This window comes from Streptomyces sp. NPDC049837, from assembly GCF_040674455.1.
In the GTDB taxonomy this organism is placed as follows: domain Bacteria; phylum Actinomycetota; class Actinomycetes; order Streptomycetales; family Streptomycetaceae; genus Streptomyces.
Genome location: NZ_JBFAMP010000013.1, coordinates 53,230 through 71,672, shown reverse-complemented (window position 1 = coordinate 71,672; position 18,443 = coordinate 53,230). Strand labels below are relative to the sequence as shown.

At 72.7% G+C, this 18,443-nt stretch carries 14 protein-coding genes; 2 read left to right on the top strand and 12 right to left on the bottom strand.

Annotated elements, in window-relative coordinates; all coding sequences use genetic code 11:
• Positions 1 to 59 precede the first annotated feature (59 nt).
• From AB0J57_RS29255 to AB0J57_RS29205, 11 genes are all read right to left on the bottom strand, one after another.
• Complete coding sequence (locus AB0J57_RS29255) at positions 60 to 1,502, bottom strand: protein phosphatase 2C domain-containing protein (protein WP_366131337.1); 1,443 nt, start codon at positions 1,500 to 1,502, stop codon at positions 60 to 62.
• 3 nt (positions 1,503 to 1,505) lie between these two features.
• Positions 1,506 to 4,013, bottom strand: coding sequence for a tetratricopeptide repeat protein (locus AB0J57_RS29250; RefSeq protein WP_366131336.1), 2,508 nt, complete (start codon positions 4,011 to 4,013; stop codon positions 1,506 to 1,508).
• On the bottom strand, positions 4,013 to 5,281 hold the full coding sequence (locus AB0J57_RS29245; protein WP_366131335.1) for a hypothetical protein: 1,269 nt from the start codon (positions 5,279 to 5,281) through the stop codon (positions 4,013 to 4,015). The genes AB0J57_RS29250 and AB0J57_RS29245 overlap by 1 nt, the downstream gene beginning before the upstream one ends.
• 40 nt (positions 5,282 to 5,321) lie before the next feature.
• Complete coding sequence (locus tag AB0J57_RS29240) at positions 5,322 to 6,413, bottom strand: glutamate ABC transporter substrate-binding protein (protein WP_366131334.1); 1,092 nt, start codon at positions 6,411 to 6,413, stop codon at positions 5,322 to 5,324.
• A gap of 17 nt (positions 6,414 to 6,430) precedes the next feature.
• Positions 6,431 to 7,753, bottom strand: coding sequence for a hypothetical protein (locus AB0J57_RS29235; RefSeq protein ID WP_366131466.1), 1,323 nt, complete (start codon positions 7,751 to 7,753; stop codon positions 6,431 to 6,433).
• A 171-nt stretch (positions 7,754 to 7,924) separates the two neighbouring features.
• Positions 7,925 to 8,986, bottom strand: a complete 1,062-nt coding sequence (locus AB0J57_RS29230; protein WP_366131333.1) for a BadF/BadG/BcrA/BcrD ATPase family protein — start codon at positions 8,984 to 8,986, stop codon at positions 7,925 to 7,927.
• Complete coding sequence (locus AB0J57_RS29225; RefSeq protein ID WP_366131332.1) at positions 8,977 to 10,242, bottom strand: 6-phospho-beta-glucosidase; 1,266 nt, start codon at positions 10,240 to 10,242, stop codon at positions 8,977 to 8,979. Before AB0J57_RS29225 ends, AB0J57_RS29230 begins: the two co-directional genes overlap by 10 nt.
• Before the next feature lie 5 nt (positions 10,243 to 10,247).
• On the bottom strand, positions 10,248 to 11,129 hold the full coding sequence (locus AB0J57_RS29220; protein WP_366131331.1) for a carbohydrate ABC transporter permease: 882 nt from the start codon (positions 11,127 to 11,129) through the stop codon (positions 10,248 to 10,250).
• 5 nt (positions 11,130 to 11,134) lie between these two features.
• On the bottom strand, positions 11,135 to 12,076 hold the full coding sequence (locus tag AB0J57_RS29215; RefSeq protein ID WP_366131330.1) for a sugar ABC transporter permease: 942 nt from the start codon (positions 12,074 to 12,076) through the stop codon (positions 11,135 to 11,137).
• Positions 12,073 to 13,401: an ABC transporter substrate-binding protein gene (locus AB0J57_RS29210; protein ID WP_366131329.1), complete on the bottom strand. Its 1,329-nt coding sequence runs from the start codon at positions 13,399 to 13,401 to the stop codon at positions 12,073 to 12,075. Before AB0J57_RS29210 ends, AB0J57_RS29215 begins: the two co-directional genes overlap by 4 nt.
• Positions 13,402 to 13,424: 23 nt before the next feature.
• On the bottom strand, positions 13,425 to 14,654 hold the full coding sequence (locus AB0J57_RS29205) for an ROK family transcriptional regulator (protein ID WP_366131328.1): 1,230 nt from the start codon (positions 14,652 to 14,654) through the stop codon (positions 13,425 to 13,427).
• Between the two features lie 419 nt (positions 14,655 to 15,073).
• Between AB0J57_RS29205 and AB0J57_RS29200 the strand changes: the two genes are divergently transcribed.
• A complete protein-coding gene (locus tag AB0J57_RS29200) occupies positions 15,074 to 16,561 on the top strand; it encodes a UDP-N-acetylmuramoyl-L-alanyl-D-glutamate--2,6-diaminopimelate ligase (protein ID WP_366131327.1) in 1,488 nt (495 codons plus the stop codon).
• A gap of 30 nt (positions 16,562 to 16,591) precedes the next feature.
• Here AB0J57_RS29200 and AB0J57_RS29195 read toward each other — a convergent pair whose 3' ends face one another.
• Positions 16,592 to 17,656 (bottom strand): mechanosensitive ion channel family protein, encoded by a 1,065-nt coding sequence (locus AB0J57_RS29195; protein WP_366131465.1) that lies wholly within the window; start codon positions 17,654 to 17,656, stop codon positions 16,592 to 16,594.
• A 235-nt stretch (positions 17,657 to 17,891) separates the two neighbouring features.
• Between AB0J57_RS29195 and AB0J57_RS29190 the strand changes: the two genes are divergently transcribed.
• The gene (locus AB0J57_RS29190; protein WP_366131326.1) at positions 17,892 to 18,428 is read left to right on the top strand and encodes an HNH endonuclease; all 537 of its coding nucleotides are present in this window, start codon (positions 17,892 to 17,894) and stop codon (positions 18,426 to 18,428) included.
• Positions 18,429 to 18,443 lie beyond the last annotated feature (15 nt).

The window sequence follows — 18,443 nt, the reverse complement described above, 5'->3', positions numbered from 1 at the left end:
CGGACTCCGCACACACAACAGACAGAAGGGGAAGGGCGGTTGGTCGCCGGACGAATCGGTCAGGCCGATCCTGCCCCTCCGGGCGCCACGGCGAACGGCAGGACGGCCACTGTTACGTTGTCGTGGCCGCCGCCGTCGAGCGCGTGTCCGACCAGGACCTGGGCGCTGTGCAGCGGGCGGGCGGCCGCGTCGGGCGGTACGACCCGCGCCATGTCCTCCGCCCCCTCCGCGTAGTTCCACAGACCGTCGGTGCACACCACGACGACACCGGGGCGGTCCGGTTTGAACGCGGCCGTGTGGGGCTCCAGTTCGTACGCGTCCGCACCCAGCCAGCCCGTGATGGCGTGGGCGCGCTCGTCCGCGTACGCCTCGGCCTCGTTCATCAGGCCCGCCGCGACCATCTGCGCGGCCCACGAGTCGTCCTCGGTGAGCCGGGCGGGCGGGCCACCCCGGTCGTCCGGCACCCAGTAGGCGCGGCTGTCGCCGACCCAGCCGACGACCAGCAGGCCACCGGCGACGACCGCGCCGACGAGCGTGCAGGCCGGGGCGTTCTGGTGGCGGTGCGGGTCGTGCTCCATGGCCCCCGCGTCCTGGCCGCCGTCGCCGGCCGCCAGGGCGTTGACCGCCTCGGAGGCGGCGACGATCGCGTCGTGCATCGCCGCCTGCGGGTGCGTACCGCGCGGGAGGGAGGCCAGCAGCGACTCGTTGGCGGCGGCCGCGGCGGCCGCCGAGGCCTCGTCGGGGCGGGTCGCCGACGACACCCCGTCGCAGACGATCGCGACTACGGCCGGTGAACCGTCCGGCAGAGCGGTCGACGACACGGCGAACGCGTCCTCGTTGCGGTGGTGGCGCAGCCCCCGGTCGCTCACGGCGGCGACCGCGCCGAGCTCCTCCTCCATGTGGTCACGCTCACGCGGCTGGGCGTGCCCGCAGTTCTCGCAGTACCCGTCGGCGTCCACCTGCCCCGCCCGGCAGGCCACGCACACCCTGGCCCCGGCGGCCGCCGGAGCCGTCGCGTGCCCGGCCGCCCGCGGATCGGGCGCCGCGCCGGCCGGCGCGGGCCCCGGCTGGGGCGCGCCCTCCACCACGGGCGCGTGCGCCGCCTCCCAGGGGACGGACGGGCTCCCGGGCGCCGGACCGGCGGCGGGCGCACTCGCGGGCGCGGGGGCCGGGGCGGGCGCGGGCGCGGGCGCCGGGAGTTCGAAGTCGCCGTCGTTCGTGGCGCGGGCGTCGAACCGTACCGCCGAAGGACCCGGGGCGGGCCGGCCGTCCGGCTGGTCACCCGGCAGGCCGCCGGGCGGCGGCGCCGGGGCCGCGGGCCATGCCGCCCCGCCCACCGGGGAGCCGGGCGAGCCGGGGGAGCCCATGACCATCGTCGGACGGTCCTGCGGCGGCGGAGGTACGGCCGACAGGTCGTACCCGCACGCACCGCAGAACAGGTCGCCCGACTCCAGCGGCTCCTGGCAGCCGGGACAGGCGGAGAGCTGGTGCCTCTGCGACATCAATCACACCCATGTCCGGGGGCGGAAGCGGTTGGCCCGCTCCACCATGTCGATCCTCTCCTCGCCCCGCTGAGCGAGCCGGGCGAGCACCCGGTAGGAGCGTTCCAGTCCGAGGCGCAGGCCGCGCTCGTCCAGTTCGCTGCCCAGCAGCGGGGTCCGTACGGTCCCCGCTCCGGGACTACCGGAGAGTACCCAGTCCAGGGCCTTGCCCAGCACCTCTGTGGACAACTGTTCGTGACGGACCGCGTCCAGCCCGAACTGCCGCAGCACGGACACCTGGTCGGCCGCCGCCGTCAGGTCGCCGATGAGCGGCTCCTGGGCGGAACGCCGCCGCAGCCGGGCCCGTACGGCCGCCACGCGCGCGGCCGTGTAGTGGATCGACGCCTCCGGCACCGACTCCAGCGCCTGGACGGCCCCGACCCGGTCACCCGCGGCCAGCCGCACCCGGGCCAGACCGAACGCGGCGCTCACGTAGCTCGGGTCCGTCGTCCACACCAGCCGGTAGTACTCGGCCGCGTTGTCCAACTGGCCCAGCACCTCGGCGCACACGCCCAGCGCCAGTTTGGGCGCCGGCTCGCCGGGGAACGCGTCGTAGACCGCGTCGAACGACAGCGCGGCGTTCTCGTTGTCGCCCGTCGCCAGGGCCACCACTCCCCGGTACCAGACGACCCGCCAGTCGTCGGGGTGCTGGGCCTCCAGGGTCGTCAGCAGCCGGACGGCCGAGCCCGGTTCGCCCATTTCGAGGCGGGCGCGCAGCTCGCGCAGCCGCAGTTCGAGGGAGGCTTCCGGGGCGGTGTGCAGGGCGGCGATCAGCTCGGCCGGCGCGGACGCCATGAGCCCGGCCAGGAACCCGGCGTTCGGGTCGCCCGCGTCGACGTGTGGCACGGGCAGCGCGAGCGCGGTGGCGCGGGCGTCGAGCGGGGCGAGCAGCGGCGTGAGGGCCACGGCGGCCGGTTCCGTACGCGGCGCTGGAATGACCCCCCGGGTCGTCCCGCTCCCGCGTCCGAACAGGCCCAGCCCCTTCGGCACCTCCCGGGCGCCCAGGGCCGACACCTCGCCGTCCGGCTCGGCGAACAACCGCGTGTCCGTCACGCGCGTTTCCGGGCCGAACAGCGTCGACAGGGCCGGGCGCGGGCGGCCCGTCTGGAGGGCCACCACCTCCCGCAGTACGCCCGTCAACTGCTCGGCCATCTCCTGCGCCGAGGCGAACCGGCGCGCCGGGTCGGGGTCGGTGGCCCGCACCAGCAGCCGGTAGAACGACTCGTACGTCCGGAACACCTCGATGTTGTCCGGGTCCGGCAGCGAGTCCACGAACACGTTCGTGTAGCCCTGGAAGTCGAACGTCAGCACCGCCAGCGTCCGCGCCACCGTGTACAGGTCGGACGCCACCGACGGGCCGACCTCGGCCACCTCCGGCGCCTGGTAGCCGACCGTGCCGTAGATGGCCGACTCGTCGTCGTCCATCCGCCGCACCGCGCCCATGTCGATCAGCTTCAGCTGGTCCTCGGTCTGGATCGCGTTGTCGACCTTGAAGTCGCAGTACAGCAGGTTCCGGCTGTGCAGGTGCCCCAGTGCCTCCAGCGCCTCGATGCCGTACGCGCACGCCTGCTCCACGGGCAGCGGGTCGCGCCGCCCGTCCGGCCCGCGCCGCCCGTTGGCGATGTCCTTCAGGGACTTGCCGCCGACGTACTCCATGACGATGTAGCCGTCGAGGGAGCCCGTCCGCTGGTCCAGGTGCTCCACGAAGTTGTAGATGCGGACGATGTTGGAGTGCTCGATCTCGGCGAGGAACCGCCGTTCCGAGATCGCCGCCGCCATCGCGTCCTGGTCACCGGTGTCCAGCAGGCCCTTGAGGACCACCCACCGGTCGGAGACCGCCCGGTCCACGGCGAGGTAGATCCAGCCCAGCCCGCCGTGCGCCAGGCACCCGGCCACCTCGTACTGGCCGTGCACCACGTCCCCGGCGCGCAGCTTCGGTACGAACGAGTACGGGTGCCCGCACTTGGTGCAGAAGCCCTCCGTACGCCCCGGCCGGTCACCGCGCGCCCGCCCCACCGGCGCCCCGCAGTCCGAGCGGGAGCAGAATCGCTTCCGCTCCGGTACCTCCGGGTTCGCCATCACCACCGAGCGCGGATCGGGGCGCGGCACGGCCGGGATCGACACGAGCCCCGCGCCCAGCCGGTTGCGCCCCGACTGCCCGGTCGACGACCCCGAACTGCGCACCGACACCGACCGCGAGGACCCGGTCCCGCCCGACAGCGACCGCGACAGCCGCCCCGACACCGAGCGCCGGGACGTCGACGACCGCGACGACCGCGACGAGGACCCGGACGACGACCGGGAGCTGCCCGCCGACCCCTTGCCGCCGCCGGCGATCCCCGTCGGCGGCGACGACACCATCCCCGTCGCCGACACGACCGGGGCCAGGCCGCAGGTGTCGCAGTACAGCTCACCGCCGCCCATGTCCTCGTACGAGCCGCTGCAACCGGGCCGCTGACACGTGCCGCTCATCACATCCCCCTCCGGTCGGCCGGCCCGGACCCGGACAGGGCCTCGGCGGCCGCCTGCTGATAGCGCAGCACCGCCTGCTCGGCGACCCGCAGGTCGCACGGGGCGCTCCACAGCATCCGGCGCGCCACGTCGTACCGCTCGATCAGCAACGGGTCCTCCGCCAGGCCGTGACGGGCGACCTTCGCCTTGTACGCGTCGAGCCGGCCGCGCAGCTCCGCCCGGACCGCGAGCGGCGCGGTGACCGCCGTCAACTGCTCGCGCGCTCGCAGCAGTTCCTCCTCCGCCTCCCGCTCCAGCGCCTCAAGGAGCGGGGACAGCCGGTGCCACTGGGCGTGCCGCCGGTACTCGGCGGCTGTCGCGAGCCGCTCCTGGAGGGCGGTCGGCGGACCGCTGACCGCCGGCACCTCCGATGCGGCGATCTTGGCGAGCACCTCGCCCCGGGCCGCCCGCGCCTCGGCGAGCGTCCGGTCGGCGCGCGAGAGGACGTCCCGCAGCCGCAGCAGCCGCGTCTCGGAGTCCTGCCGGACCTGGAGCACCGCCTCGATCTCGCGGCGCACGTCCTCCAGCGCGCGGGCCGCCCGGTCGTACCGGTCGGTGTCCGGCCGCCCGCCGCCGGGTGCCGAACTGCCCATCGCCGGGCGCCAGAAGGCCAGCGGGTCGGTCACCACCTGCGCCCGCAGCGTCGTCAGCTCGTGCGTGATGGACTCCAGCTCGTCCCCCGCCGGGTGCTCACCGGGCCGTACACCCACCGAGTGCGCCAGCGAGCGGGTGCGGTGCAGCTCGGCCGCCAGGAGGTCTATCCGGGCGGGCAGCGCGGACCACACCGCGTCCGCCGTCACCACCATGTCGAGGGAGTCGGCGTACAGCTCGTTCATCCGGTCGACCAGCCGCTCCAGCGTGAACCGCTCGGCCAGTTTGGCGGACGTACCCGACACGGTCACGCTCTCGCCGCGCAGCCGTTCCGTCAGCTCGGCCAGCTCCTCGCGCCCGGGCCACCGGCGCCGGGCGCGCACCTCACGCGCCTCGTTCAACGCCGCCGTGTACGCGTCGAAGTACGTCCACAGCAGGGTGATCGTCTGCTCGGTGGTGGCCCAGCGGTCCTTGGTCGTGCCGGTCAGCTCGGCGCCTTCGAGGAGTCTGCGGCCCGCGTGGTCCTGGAGGGCGAGCAGCGAGTCCTCGACCGCCTTGTGCTCCGCCCCGAGCCGCGCCAGCGCACGGTCCACCTCGTCCCGGTCCATCACCGGCCCAGGGGGTCCCGTGACGCCCATCGATCACCTCTCCACTCGTGCCCGCAGGGTCTCAAGAAGGTCAGCCGGTCCGGTACTTCGGCGCCGGCGGCCCGGCTATGCCGGGCAGGACGGGGCGCAGCCAGGTGTTGTACGCCTTCGTCCACGCCCCCTTGCGATAGTCGACGAGCACCTGGTTGACGCGCCGCACCAGGTCGTCGTTGCCGAGCTTCGCGGCGACGCCGTAGTACTCCGTCGTGAACGGCTTGCCCTTCAGCTCGACGGCCGGGTCCTGGGCCGCCTGGCCGGCGGCCAGCGCGTTGTCGGTCACCACCGCGTCGACCTCGCCCATCTGGAGCCGCACCAGGCAGTCGAGCTGGTTGGGCACCGTGAGGATGTCCTCGTCCTCGGGCCGGCCGTCGTGCTCGTCCTTGAAGACGGCGCCGAACGAGTTCTTCTCCAGCGCCTCGTACGCCGTCGAACCCTCCGCCGAGCAGACCCGCTTGCTCTTGAGCGAGGAGTCGTACCCCTTGACGGTGGACTCCTCGGGCGCCAGGACCTGCTGCCCCGCCTGGAAGTAGGCGGTGGAGAAGGCGACCTGCTTGATGCGGCTGCAATTGATCGTCATCGTGCGCACCACCAGGTCGACCGTCCCGTTCTCCAGGGCGGCGATGCGCTGGTTGGTGGGGATGGCGCGGAAGATGACGGCCTCCCGGCTGCCGAGGATGTCCTCGGCGATGGCCCGGGCGAGGTCGATGTCGAAACCTTCCAGCTCGCCGCTCGCCGGATTGCGGTACCCCCACCGGTAGCTGTTCTGGTCCACGCCCACGACGAGCCTGCCGCGCGCCTTGATGGCGTCGATGGCCGGACCGTCGGCGGCGGACGGCGTCAGGGAGGCCTCCGGGTCCTCGCAGGTGTCGGACTTGCCGGTCAGGACGCGGCCCACGCCGGACACCTCGGAGGAGCCCAGGTCGCTCCGCGACAGCGGCACCAGGGTCAGCGCGGCGGTCAGCCCGCACGCCACGGCCATCGCCGCGACCCCGCCCCACCCGCGCAGCCGCCCGGCCGCCCGGCCCCGCACACGCCTGGGCGCTCCGGGAGCCGGGCCGGCGGGGGACGCGCCGGCCGCCCTCCCCGCCGGGTGCGGCGCGGCCGCGTCGTCGTCGCCCTTCATCGTGCCTCCCCTCGCCCTCACCGGTACTCCGACAGCCTGCGGTTGACCCCCATGATGGCCCCGGCCGCGCCCAGCACCGCCAGCGCGGCCGCCCCGGCCGGCAGGCCGGTCAGCGCTCCGCGCCCGTTGTCGGCGGCCCGGGTGAACTCGCCCTGCTCATGGTCCAGGGCCTTCTCCAGAGCCGCGTCCACGTCGTCGAAGGACTCCCCGGTGGAGCCCTTGGCGCCGATCACCTTGGCCAGCGCGCCGTCGTAGTCGCCTCCGTCGTCCGTGTCCCGGGCGTCCTTGTGGCGCTTCTGCCACTCGGCCACCCGCAGCGCGGCGTCGGCGACCGGCTCCTTGCCCGGGTTGTCGTCGGCGAGCCGGCCCGCCTCGTCGAGCGCGGCGGTCAGTTGACGCATGCCCGTGCCGTAATCGGTCTCGTACTTGTCGCTCTTGCCGTCGGCGGTCAGCACCGCGCCACGGGCGACCAGAGTCAGGTTCTCGTTCGCACGGGCCTTGAGGGAATTGATCCGCGCCTCGTTCAGCACCTTGAGCGAATCCTGGCCGTGCACCTTTGCCTCGTTCAGCTCCGACCGCGCCACCGTGTGCCCGGCCGCCAGCCACAGCAGCACCACCGTGGACGCGGCGGTGGCGGCCAGCAGGCCGTGGTTGAACACCCGGTTCGTGCGCAGGTAGGTGCGGCGCTGCGCCCACAGCAGGGCGGCCAGGACGACGATCCCGGCGCCCAGCGACAGCAACGGCCACGCCCGGGCGTCCCGGTCGTCCTGGGCGAGCCGCGCGGTCTCGGCCTCGTACAGCCGCTCGGCGGCGGGCAGCAGTTGGGTGCTCATCTGCTGGTTGGCGTACCGCAGATACGCGCCGCCCAGCGGCAGGCCCTGCCGGTTGGCCGCGCGGGCGCGCTCCATGAGCCCCGTGTAGCGCGGCAGGTACTCGTTGAGGGTGGCGATGTCACGGGCGGACGGCGAGGAACCGTCCGTGTTCGCCGCGGCCTTGACCAGCAGCCGGGACGCGGTGGTGATGTCCTTCTCGTACCGCTCGCGCACCTCGGTGGGTTCCTGCGCCCCGGCCAGGAAGCCGCCGGCCGCCGCCGTGTCGGCGTCCGCGAGCGAGCGGTAGATGTCCGCCGCGTCCGCGCTCAGCGGCTGGCTGCGGTTCACCACGTCGTCGGCGGCCGCCGCACGGTCGGCGACCTCGAACGCGGTGACCGCCCCGAACGCCACGACCAGCACGGCCAGGACGGCACCCAGGATCCGCAGCCGGCCCGGCTCGGTCGTCGCGGCGGCACGCAGCCGCGCCACGCCCTCGGCCCACGCCCCGCGCCCGGCGGGTGGCGCCACGGAAGGCGGTGGCGGCGGCGCCGGCGGCGCGGCGGGCGTCGCCGGCGCACGTGGCGCGCTCGGCGCGGCCGGCGCATCCGGTGCGTATGTCACGTGACCTCCCCCTCGGTCGCTCACCGCAGTATGGCCAAAGGGGCCGGTCTTCACACCAGGCTTGACTCGATCTTGTTCTTATCGTGCCCGTGGCCCCCTCGCACCACCTTTCGAACCCCCTTCTGTATACGTCGGCCGGCGCCCGCCGGTTCCCTGTTCCGGTCCCCGCCCGTAGTGCGCCCGCACCCGTGCGAGGGCCCCGGCGGGCGCCCCCACGTGGTCCAGGCCCAGCAGCGCGGCGCCCAGCACCGGGGGCTCGGTCACCACGCGGACGGCGGCCTTCGGCGCCTTGACGGCCAGCAGTTCGGCGATCCGGCCGTTCAGCTCCGCGTGCCGGGCCGCCAGCACGCTGCCACCCAGCAGCACCGGTACCTCCTCGTCCAGCAGCCCGAGCCGGTCCAGGGCGACCGTCGACAGGGCGACGACCTCCTCCGCCTGCCGCTCCACCACGGCACGCGCGACCGGGTCGCCCGCCGCGCTCGTGGCGAACAGCACCGGCGTCAGCTCGTGCCGCCGCCCGGCCGGGACGCGCCCCAGGTGCAGCGCCTCGATCAGCGCGTACACCGAGTCCAGACCGAAGTGCGCCGGCAGGGCACGCGCCAGCTCCGTCGGCTCACCGCGCCCGTCCTCCGCCCGGGCCGCCCACCACATCGCCTCGTCCGCGAGGAACGAACCCCCGCCCCAGTCACCGGAGATACGGCCCACCGAGGGGAAGCGGGCGGTGCGCCCATCCGGCAGCATGCCCACGCAGTTGATGCCCGCGCCGCACACCACCGCCACGCCCCGCGGCTCGTCGACGCCCGCCCGCAGGATCGCGAACGTGTCATTGAGCACCGCGGCCGACCGCCCCCACGCGCGCGCGTGCAGGGCGGCCGCCAACTCCGCCTCCTCCGAAGGGAAGTCGGCGTTGGCCAGGCAGGCCGACACGTGCCGTACGCCGTCGATGTCCGTCCGCGCGGATGCGAGCGCCTCGCCGGCCGTGGCCTCCAGCACGTCGAGCGCGGCCCCGACGCCCACCCTCGGCGGCTGGAAGCCCGGCCCGCGCGCCGAGGCCAGGACCGCGCCGTCCTCGCCGACGAACGCCACGTCCGACTTGCTGTTGCCCGCGTCGATCGCGAGGACGGCGGCCGTCACGCCCACGCCAGGTGCTCCCGGTTGTGCGCGATCAGCCGGTCGGTGAGCCCCTCGGCCGCCGCGTACTGGCCGATCAGCGGGTGCGCCAGCAGCGCCTTGAACACCCGGTCGCGCCCGCCGCGCAGCGCGGCCTCCAGCGCCAGGTCCTCGTACGCCGACACATGGGCGACGAGCCCCGCGTACAGCGGGTCCAGCTCGGGCACGGCCAGGGGCGAGGCGCCGGAGCGACCCACGGCGGCCTGGACCTCGATCACGGCGTCGTCCGGCAGGAACGGCAGCGTGCCCCGGTTGTACGTGTTCACCACCTGCGTGCCCGGGCCGGCACCGCCCAGCAGCGCCGCCGCCAGGTCCACCGCCGCCTCCGAGTAGAAGGCCCCGCCCCGCTTGGCGAGCAGCTCCGGCTTCTCGTCCAGCGCGGGGTCGCCGTACATCCGCAGCAGCTCCCGCTCCATCGCCGCGACTTCCGCCGCGCGCGACGGCTTGGTGCCCAGCTCCCGTACGACCTCGTCGTGCGCGTAGAAGTACCGCAGGTAGTACGAGGGGACCACGCCCAGCCGGTCCAGGACCTCGCGCGGCAGCCGCAGGTCGTCGGCGATGGCGTCCCCGTGCTCGGCGAGCAACTTGGGCAGCACGTCCTCGCCCTCCGGCCCGCCGAGCCGCACCCCGCGCTCCCACGTCAGGTGGTTGAGCCCCACATGGTCCAGGTGGACCGCGTCCGGCGTGACGTCCAGCAGCCCGGCGAACTTGCGCTGGAAGCCGATGGCGACGTTGCACAGCCCGACGGCCCGGTGACCGGCCTGGAGCAGCGCCCGGGTCACGATGCCGACCGGGTTGGTGAAGTCGATGATCCAGGCGCGCGGGCTGGACCGGCGTACGCGCTCGGCGATGTCCAGCACGACCGGCACCGTGCGCAGCGCCTTGGCGAGGCCGCCGGCCCCGGTGGTCTCCTGCCCGACGCAGCCGCACTCCAGCGGCCACGTCTCGTCCTGCTGCCGGGCGGCCTGCCCGCCGACGCGCAGTTGCAGCAGGACGGCGTCGGCGCCGTCGACCCCGGCGTCCAGGTCGGCCGTGGTGGTCACCAGCCCGGGGTGCCCCTGCCTGGCGAAGATCCGCCGGGCCAGCCCGCCGATCAGCTCAAGGCGGTCGGCGGCCGGGTCGACGAGGACCAGCTCACCGATGGGGAGGGTGTCGCGCAGCCGCGCGAACCCGTCGACCAGCTCGGGGGTGTACGTGGAACCGCCCCCCACAACAGCCAGCTTCATACCTTCTAGCCCTTCACTCCGGTCAGCGTGACGCCCTCGACGAACGCCTTCTGGGCGAAGAAGAAGACGAGGATCACGGGGGCCATGACCAGCACGGTCGCGGCCATGGTCAGATTCCAGTCGGTGTGGTGCGCGCCCTTGAAGGACTCCAGTCCGTAACTCAGCGTCCACGCGGCCGGGTTCTCCGACGCGTAGATCTGCGGTCCGAAGTAGTCGTTCCAGGCGTAGAAGAACTGGAACAGCGCGACAGCCGCGATGCCCGGCTTCGCCATCGGCAAAACCACCCGCAGGAGTGTCCTCAGCTCGCCGCAGCCGTCCACCTTGGCCGCGTCCAGGTACTCGTCCGGGATCGTGAGGAGGAACTGCCGCAGCAGGAAGATGGAGAACGCGTCACCGAACGCCATCGGGATGATCAGCGGCCACAGCGAGCCGGACAGGTCCATCTGCCGGGCCCAGAACAGGTACATCGGGATGATGATCACCTGAGGCGGCAGCATCATCATCGAGATCACCAGCATCAGCGCGAGCCGCCGCCCCCGGAAGCGGAACTTCGCGAGCGCGTACGCCACGGGGATCGACGACACCACGGTGAGCAGCGTCCCCAGCCCCGCGTACAGCAGGGTGTTCTTCCACCACGTCAGGAAGCCGGGGGTGTCCCACACCCGGCCGTAGTTGCCCCACTCCCAGGTGTCGGGGGTGAGATCGCGGGTGAGCGCCTGCTGGTCGCTCATCAGCGAGGTGAGGAAGAGGAAGACGAACGGCAGCACGAAGAACAGTGCGGCCGCCACGCCCAGCGCGTGCACGGCGATCCAGTGCAGCACCGCCTTGCGGCGGGCCGTGCGCGCGGCCGGCGTGACCTTCAGCGGTGTGTCCAGCACATGGGTCATGGCGGTCAGTCACCCACCTGAACGAGACCGCCGCGCCGCCGCATGAGCAGCGCCGTGAAGGCCATGGCGAGAGCGAACAGCACCAGGGCGACGACACAGGCCGATCCGTAGTCGAAGCGCTGGAAGCCGAGGTTGTAGACGAGCTGCGGCAGGGTCAGCGTCGACTTCTCCGGGTAGCCCGGCTCGAACTGCTGCCCGCTGTTGCCGATGATCCCGGAGGCGACCTTCCCGGCGACCAGGGGCTGCGTGTAGTACTGCATGGTCTGGATGACCCCGGTGACCACGGCGAACAGCACGATCGGCGAGATGTTGGGGAGCGTGACGTACCGGAAGCGCTGCCAGGCCGACGCCCCGTCCAGCTCGGCCGCCTCGTACTGCTCCTTCGGTACGTCGAGGAGGGCGGCCATGAAGATCACCATCAGGTCGCCGACGCCCCACACCGCGAGCATCGTCAGCGCGGGCTTGGACCAGGCGGGGTCGTTGAACCAGCCCGGGGCGGGCAGGCCCAGGTCGGCGAGGATCGCGTTGACCGGGCCCGTACCGGGGTTGAGCAGGAAGACGAAGCCGAGCGTCGCGGCGACCGGCGGGGCCAGGTAGGGCAGGTAGAACAGGGTGCGGAAGACGCCCGCGCCCGTCTTGATCCTGGTGATCAGCAGCCCGACGCCCAGCCCGAAGACGACCCGGCAGGTGACCATGACGACCACCAGCCACAGCGTGTTCGCCATCGACGGCCAGAAGGCCGGGTAGTCGGCGAAGACGTAACGCCAGTTCTCCAGGCCGTTGAAGACGGGCGCCCCGAACCCGTCGTAGTCCATGAACGAGAAGTACACGGTCGACACGAGCGGGTAGGCGAAGAAGACGCCGAAGCCGACCAGCCAGGGGGAGAGGAAGGCGACGGTACGGAGCGTGCCACGGGTGCGCTTCGCACGCAGCGTGTGCACCGTCACTTCGCCTTCTCGATGTCCGTGTCGATCTGCGCGGCCGTCCGCTCCAGACCGGCCTTGAGGTCGGCCACCTTGCCGGCCTCGTGCCGGTAGCCGAACTCCTGGAGGGTCACCTGGTAGGCGCCGCCGTTGACGGACGCGGGGGTGGTGTTGGACTTCGGATGCCGGGCGATGTCCAGGAACGTCTTGAAGCGCGGGTCGAGCTTCAGCTTCGGCGAGGCGAGCGCGTCGTGCGTGGAGGGGACGTTGCGCAGCTCGTTGGCGAAGTTCACCACCGCGTCCGTGTCGGTGGTCAGGTACTTGACCAGCTCCCAGGCGGCGTTCTGCTTCCGGCTGGTGGAGGCGATGCCCACGATCGTCCCGGACAGGTAGCCCTTGCCGTAGTCGGCGGCCTGGTCGTCGGGGACCGGGAGCGGCGCGACGCCGACCTCGAAGGGCACCTTGGCGTCGGCGGTCATGCCCAGCCGCCATTCGCCGTCGAGCTGCATGGCGACCTGACCGGTGTGGAAGGGGTGCTTGGCGCCCCACTCGTCACCGAAGGTGTTGCGGTACCTCTCCAGCTTCTCGAAGCCGCCCAGTTTCCGGATGAGGTTCTTCTGCCAGGTGAACATGGCGGCGAAGGCGGGGTCCTTGGCGATGGCGGACTTGCCGTTCTCGTCGAAGTATGTCGGGCTCCACTGGGCGACCAGGTGGCCGGGGGTGGACTCGTACCCGTGGAAGGTGGGCATGAAGCCGAGCCGCTCGTACGAGTCGCCCTTCGGCTTCGTCAGTTGCTCGGCGGCCTTGTCGAACTCGCTCCACGTCTTCGGCGGCGCCGTGATCCCCGCCTCCTTGAAGGCGTCCTTGTTGTAGTACAGCCCGTAGGCGTCGCCCAGCAGCGGCAGCGTGCAGCGCTTGCCCTCGAACTGGGTGTAGGCCAGGCGGGGCTTGGCGAACGTCTTCTCCAGGTCGATCTTCGCCTTGTCGATGAACGGCTTCAGGTCGGCGAAGGCGCCGGACGAGCAGAACTTGCCCACGTTGTCGGTGGTGAACGACGACACCACGTCCGGGGCGTTCGAGCCGCCCGCGCGCAGCGCCTGCTGGATCTTGTCGTCGGTGATGTTGGGGACGGCCTTCACCGTGATGTTGGGGTGCGCGGCCTCGAACCGGTCGATGGCGGCGTTCACCGCCTTCACCTCGTTCGGCGCCGACCAGCCGTGCCAGAACGTCAGCGTGACCTTGGCGTTCGGGTCGTCGCTCGCGCCGGACGCGGCCGAGCCCGTACAGGCGGAGGTGAGCAGGGCTATGGCGGCGGCCGAGGCGAGCGCGCCAAGGGCTGTGCGGTTCATGGCGGTGTCTCCCTGTTCGTCGGCTAGCTGTGGCGAGAGGTGTCGAAGACTTCGTCGCGCGTGGCGGCCAGCGCGCTCTCCAGCGCGCCGCGCAGCACGGGGTGTCGCTGTACGCCGCCGATGACGAGCCGCGGCCGGGCGGCGGCCAGCTCGCCGAGCTCGGCCTGGACGCGGGCGCGCAGCGCCTCGCCCCCGGCGACGATCACCTCGCCGGACAGCACCACCAGCTCGGGGTCGAGGACCGCGACCAGTGAGGCGAGGCCGGTCGCGAGCCCGGTCGCGAAGGCGTCGAGGAGCCGCCGGTGCGGCTCGGAGTCCGGCGCGGCCGCCGCCCGGGCCAGGAGCGCGGCGGCGACCTCCGCGTGTTCGCCGCGCTCCCCGCGCGGGATGTCGTCGATGCCGTACTCGCGCGCCAGCCGGGGCAGCACCTGGGCGCCGGCCAGCTCCTGGAAGCCGCCGCTGCCCGCCTTGGTGACCTGCCGCACCAGGGGCGCGCCCGGCACGGGCAGGAAGCCGACCTCGCCGGCGCCCCCGGTGAACCCCCGGTGCAGCCGCCCGCCGAGCACCAGCGCGGCGCCCAGGCCCTCCTCGTTCCACAGCAGGACGAAGTCCCCGTGCCCCCGGGCCGCCCCGAGCCGCTGCTCGGCCACCGCCACCAGGTTCACGTCGTTCTCGTACTCGACCGGCATGGGGAGGGCCGCCGCCAGCTCGTCCAGCAGCGTGGGGGAGTGCCAGCCCGGCAGGTGGGAGGCGTACCGGAGGCGCCCGGTCGACGGGTCGAAGGCGCCCGGCGTGCCGATCACCAGCCGGTGCACCTCGGTCCGCGTGATGCCGGCCGCCTTCACCGCCCCGTCCAGCGCCTCGGTCACCTGCCGTACGACGTCGCCGGCGGGCCGCTGCGGGGTGGCCAGCTCGAACTCCCCGGCCACCGCGCCGGTCACGTCGGCGACCGCAGCGCGGATGCGCCGGGGGTTCACGTCCAGCCCGGCGGCGTACGCGGCGCGCGCGTTGACGGCGTAGAGCTGTGCGTTCGGCCCCGGCCGCCCCTCGGTCACCCCGGTCGCCACGACCAGCCCGGCCGCCTCCAGCCGCGCCAGGAGCTGCGAGGCGGTCGGCTTGGACAGCCCGGTCAGCTTCCCGATCCGGGTCCGGGACAGGGGCCCGTGCTCCAGCAGCAGATCGAGCGCGGCCCGGTCGTTCATGGCCCGCAGCACGCGCGGCGTGCCGGGGGTGTTCCCGGAGGCTCCGGTCACGGCGCGATGCACCTGCCCTCACATTGTTAGGAAACTTTCCTATTGCGTGGGGACGGTAAGGCGCACGTCCGGAGCCCGTCAATAGCTGTCCGCCGATCCGTCCGGAATCCCGCGGTGCCGGGCCGACGTACACTCCGACCATGGGTCGGACGAGCGCCGTGAGGGAGTGCCAGCAGGCCGCCTCCGTGCTGTCGGCGGGCGACACCGAGGCGCCCGGGATCAGGCGCGTCGCGCTGCACGGTCACGGCTGACGATTTCCCGCCCGCTTCCGACCGCAGACCGAGTGTTCCCTCCGGCTCCTGCCGGAACGTGTCTGCCGCTCCACCTCATCACCTCATCACCGCAGCTTCCGGCGCCGCCGGCGCTGCCGCCTGGCGACAGCCGCACGACGGGGCCGAGCCACCGTCGAAGGGATCACCGTGAAGCTGAGCGAACTGCTGGCCGGGCAGGAGCACCATGTGCTGCGGGGTGATCCGGAGAAGACGTGGATCACCGGCGGGCCGACCTTCGACACCGACCGGGTGACGCCGGGGTCGCTGTTCATCGCCGTGCCCGGGCACCGCGAAGGCGGTCCCGGCTCCGTGGCGCCGGCCCTCGCGCGCGGAGCGGCCGCGGTCGTCGTGGACGGTACGGCTCCGGAGCTGCCCGAGTCGGTGTGGGCGTCGCCCGCTGATGTGTGCGCCGTGCGGGTGCCGGACGCCAGGGCGGCGGGAGCGGCCGTCGCGTCCCGCTACTTCGGGGAGCCGGGGCGCGGGATGGACATGGTGGCGGTCACCGGCACCAACGGGAAGACGTCCGTCTCGTACATGGTCGAGTCGGCGCTGCGCATCTCGGAGGGCGCCAAGGTCGGGGTCATCGGAACGGCCGGCAGCCGGATCGGCGACCAGCTCATCCCGATGCCGCGGTCCGTCCTGTCCACACCGGAGTCGCCGGATCTGCAATACCTGCTGGGATGCATGCGCGACCGCGGGGTCGGCAGCGTGGTCCTGGAGGCCACGTCCATGGGCCTGCTGACGCACCGGGTGGACCGGACGTTCATCGACGTCGGCGTCTTCACCAACCTGACCCAGGACCACCTGGACGACCACGGCACGATGGCGAACTACCGGGACGCCAAGCTGCGCCTGTTCCAGGGCCTGTGCCGGTACGCGGTGGTCAACGCCGACGACCCCGTGAGCGCCGGGATCATGACGATGATGCCGGGCGAGGTGACCACGTACGCCATTGACGCCGACGCCGACTACCGGGCCACCGACCTCGTGGTGGACGCCACCGGAACCCGCTTCACGCTGCACCACGGCGGGCGCACGTATCCGGGGCGCATCCCCATTCCGGGGCGGTTCTCCGTGTCCAACGCGCTGGCGACTGTGGCGGCCTGCCACATCCTGGGACACGATCTGCGCGGGCTGGTCGGCGCGCTCGACAGGATGCCACCCGTGCCGGGCCGGTTCGAACGCTTCCGGACGCCCGGCGGTACGTCGGTGATCGTCGACTACGCCCACTCACCGGACTCCCTGGACAAGGTCCTGACCACCATCCGCGGCTTCGCCCGCAGCCGCGTCATCACCGTCTTCGGGTGCGGCGGGGACCGCGACACCACCAAGCGGGCCGACATGGGCAGGATCGCCGGGACCCACTCCGACCTGTGCGTCCTCACCTCGGACAACCCCCGCAACGAGGATCCGGAGACGATCCTGGACCAGATCCTGCCGGGCCTGGCGGCGACCGGCACACCGTACGAACGGTGCGCCGACCGCCGCAGCGCCATCGCCTTCGCCCTGTCCGCCGCGGGCCCGGACGACATCGTCCTGGTCGCCGGCAAGGGCAGCGAGCCGCACCAGATCGTCGGTGACCGGCTGCTGCCCTTCAGCGACATGGCGACCGTTCGGGAGATCGCCGGGGGGTAATCGCTGGAGGTGGGGGCCGGGGTGCGGGGGCTACTTCGTCAGGTTCGGCGGAGGCGTCAGCGGGGTCGCCGCGACCGACTGGGGGGAGGTGGCGGAGGCGAAGGCGGACGGGGGCGCCATGCCCGCCGTCGGGTCCGCCGGGCCGTCCTCCGACGGGGCCGCCGGGAGGCCGCCCACGATGCGGATGCCCGCCTCGTCGAACGCCCGCTTGATGCGCCAGCGCAGCTCGCGCTCCACGCTCAGGGACTTGCCCGGCATGGTCTTGGCTGAGAGCCGGATCGTCATGGAGTCCAGCAGCACCTCGTTGAGGCCCAGGATCTCGACCGGGCCCCACAGGCGCTCGTTCCAGGGCTCCTCCTTGGCCATGGCGTCCCCGGCCTCGCCGATCACCGAGCGGACGTGGTCCAGGTCCTCGGTCGGGCGGACCGTCACGTCGACCGTGGCCGTGGACCAGCCCTGGCTCAGGTTGCCGATCCGCTTGATCTCGCCATTGCGGACGTACCAGATCTCACCGTTGTCGCCGCGCAGCTTCGTCACGCGCAGCCCCACCTCGATCACCTCGCCGGAGGCGACCCCCGCGTCGACCGAGTCACCGACCCCGTACTGGTCCTCCAGGATCATGAAAACGCCGGAGAGGAAGTCCGTGACCAGGTTGCGGGCGCCGAAACCGATCGCGACACCGGCGACACCGGCCGAGGCGAGCAGCGGCGCCAGATTGACGTTGAAGGCACCGAGGATCATCAGCCCCGCGGTGCCCATGATCAGGAACGAGGCGACGGAACGGAGGACCGAACCGATCGCCTCGGAGCGCTGCCGGCGGCGCTCGGCGTTCACCAGGAGGCCGCCCAGCGCGGACCCCTCGACCGCCTGGGCGCTGCGGTTCATCCGCTCTATCAGCTTGGTCAGCGCCCGGCGCACCAGATGCCGCAGCACCACGGCCACGGCCAGGATCAGCAGGATGCGCAGACCGGTGCTCAACCAGGTGGACCAGTTCTGTTCCACCCAGCCGGCGGCCTCACCGGCCTGCTTGGCGGCTTCGTCGAGCGACACCGGCGCGGGTGTGGGGTCGGCAGCCGGAACGGCGGACCAGAGCACGGCGGGAACCTCCAGGATGGACAAGCGGACCAATTACATTTAACGGCTCATCGGGGGTGGTTCGTTGCCATGTTCGAGGGAGAGCTGCGTCTCACCTGGGGATGATCCGGGTGTGGTCGAAAACACTTCGGGCCCGTTACCGGTACGTGGTGGCGCTTCGACCTGGCATGAGGAGAGACTGAGAGCAGATCGTCCCGGCGCGAGCCACGCGCCGCCGGCGTAATAGGAGGCATCCGTGCCGCATGTCCTGGTCCTCAACGCGTCGTACGAGCCGCTCGGCGTCGTACCGCTCCGCCGCGCGCTCGTCCTCGTCCTGGAGAACAAGGCCATCTGCCTCGAGGAATCCGGCGCCTTCATGCACAGCGCGACCCGTGTCATCGCCGCACCCAGTGTGGTCCGCCTGAAGCGGTTCGTACGGGTCCCCTACCGGGGGCCCGTTCCTCTGACCCGCAAAGCCCTCTTCGCCCGCGACGGCGGGCGTTGCATGTACTGCGGTGGCGTCGCAACCAGCGTCGACCACGTCGTGCCGCGAAGCCGCGGCGGACAGCACGCCTGGGAGAACGTCGTGGCGGCCTGCCGCCGCTGCAACCACGTCAAGGCCGACCGGCACCTCCGGGAGCTGGGCTGGCGGCTCCACCAGCAACCCGCCCCGCCGACCGGCCTGGCCTGGCGCATCATCGGGACCGGGCACAGGGACCCGCGCTGGCTGCCGTACCTCCAGCCGTACGGCGCGGACGACGCGATGGCCCGGATCGACGGCATCTCCGCCTGACGGTCCGGGCCTTCC

What these genes read in the sequence shown, in the direction of transcription:
- AB0J57_RS29220 (WP_366131331.1), bottom strand. Translation starts at nt 11,129, where the DNA reads ATGACCCATGTGCTGGACACACCGCTGAAGGTCACGCCGGCCGCGCGC.
- AB0J57_RS29250 (WP_366131336.1), bottom strand. Translation starts at nt 4,013, where the DNA reads ATGAGCGGCACGTGTCAGCGGCCCGGTTGCAGCGGCTCGTACGAGGAC.
- AB0J57_RS29240 (WP_366131334.1), bottom strand. Translation starts at nt 6,413, where the DNA reads ATGAAGGGCGACGACGACGCGGCCGCGCCGCACCCGGCGGGGAGGGCG.
- AB0J57_RS29255 (WP_366131337.1), bottom strand. Translation starts at nt 1,502, where the DNA reads ATGTCGCAGAGGCACCAGCTCTCCGCCTGTCCCGGCTGCCAGGAGCCG.
- AB0J57_RS29245 (WP_366131335.1), bottom strand. Translation starts at nt 5,281, where the DNA reads ATGGGCGTCACGGGACCCCCTGGGCCGGTGATGGACCGGGACGAGGTG.
- AB0J57_RS29225 (WP_366131332.1), bottom strand. Translation starts at nt 10,242, where the DNA reads ATGAAGCTGGCTGTTGTGGGGGGCGGTTCCACGTACACCCCCGAGCTG.
- AB0J57_RS29210 (WP_366131329.1), bottom strand. Translation starts at nt 13,401, where the DNA reads ATGAACCGCACAGCCCTTGGCGCGCTCGCCTCGGCCGCCGCCATAGCC.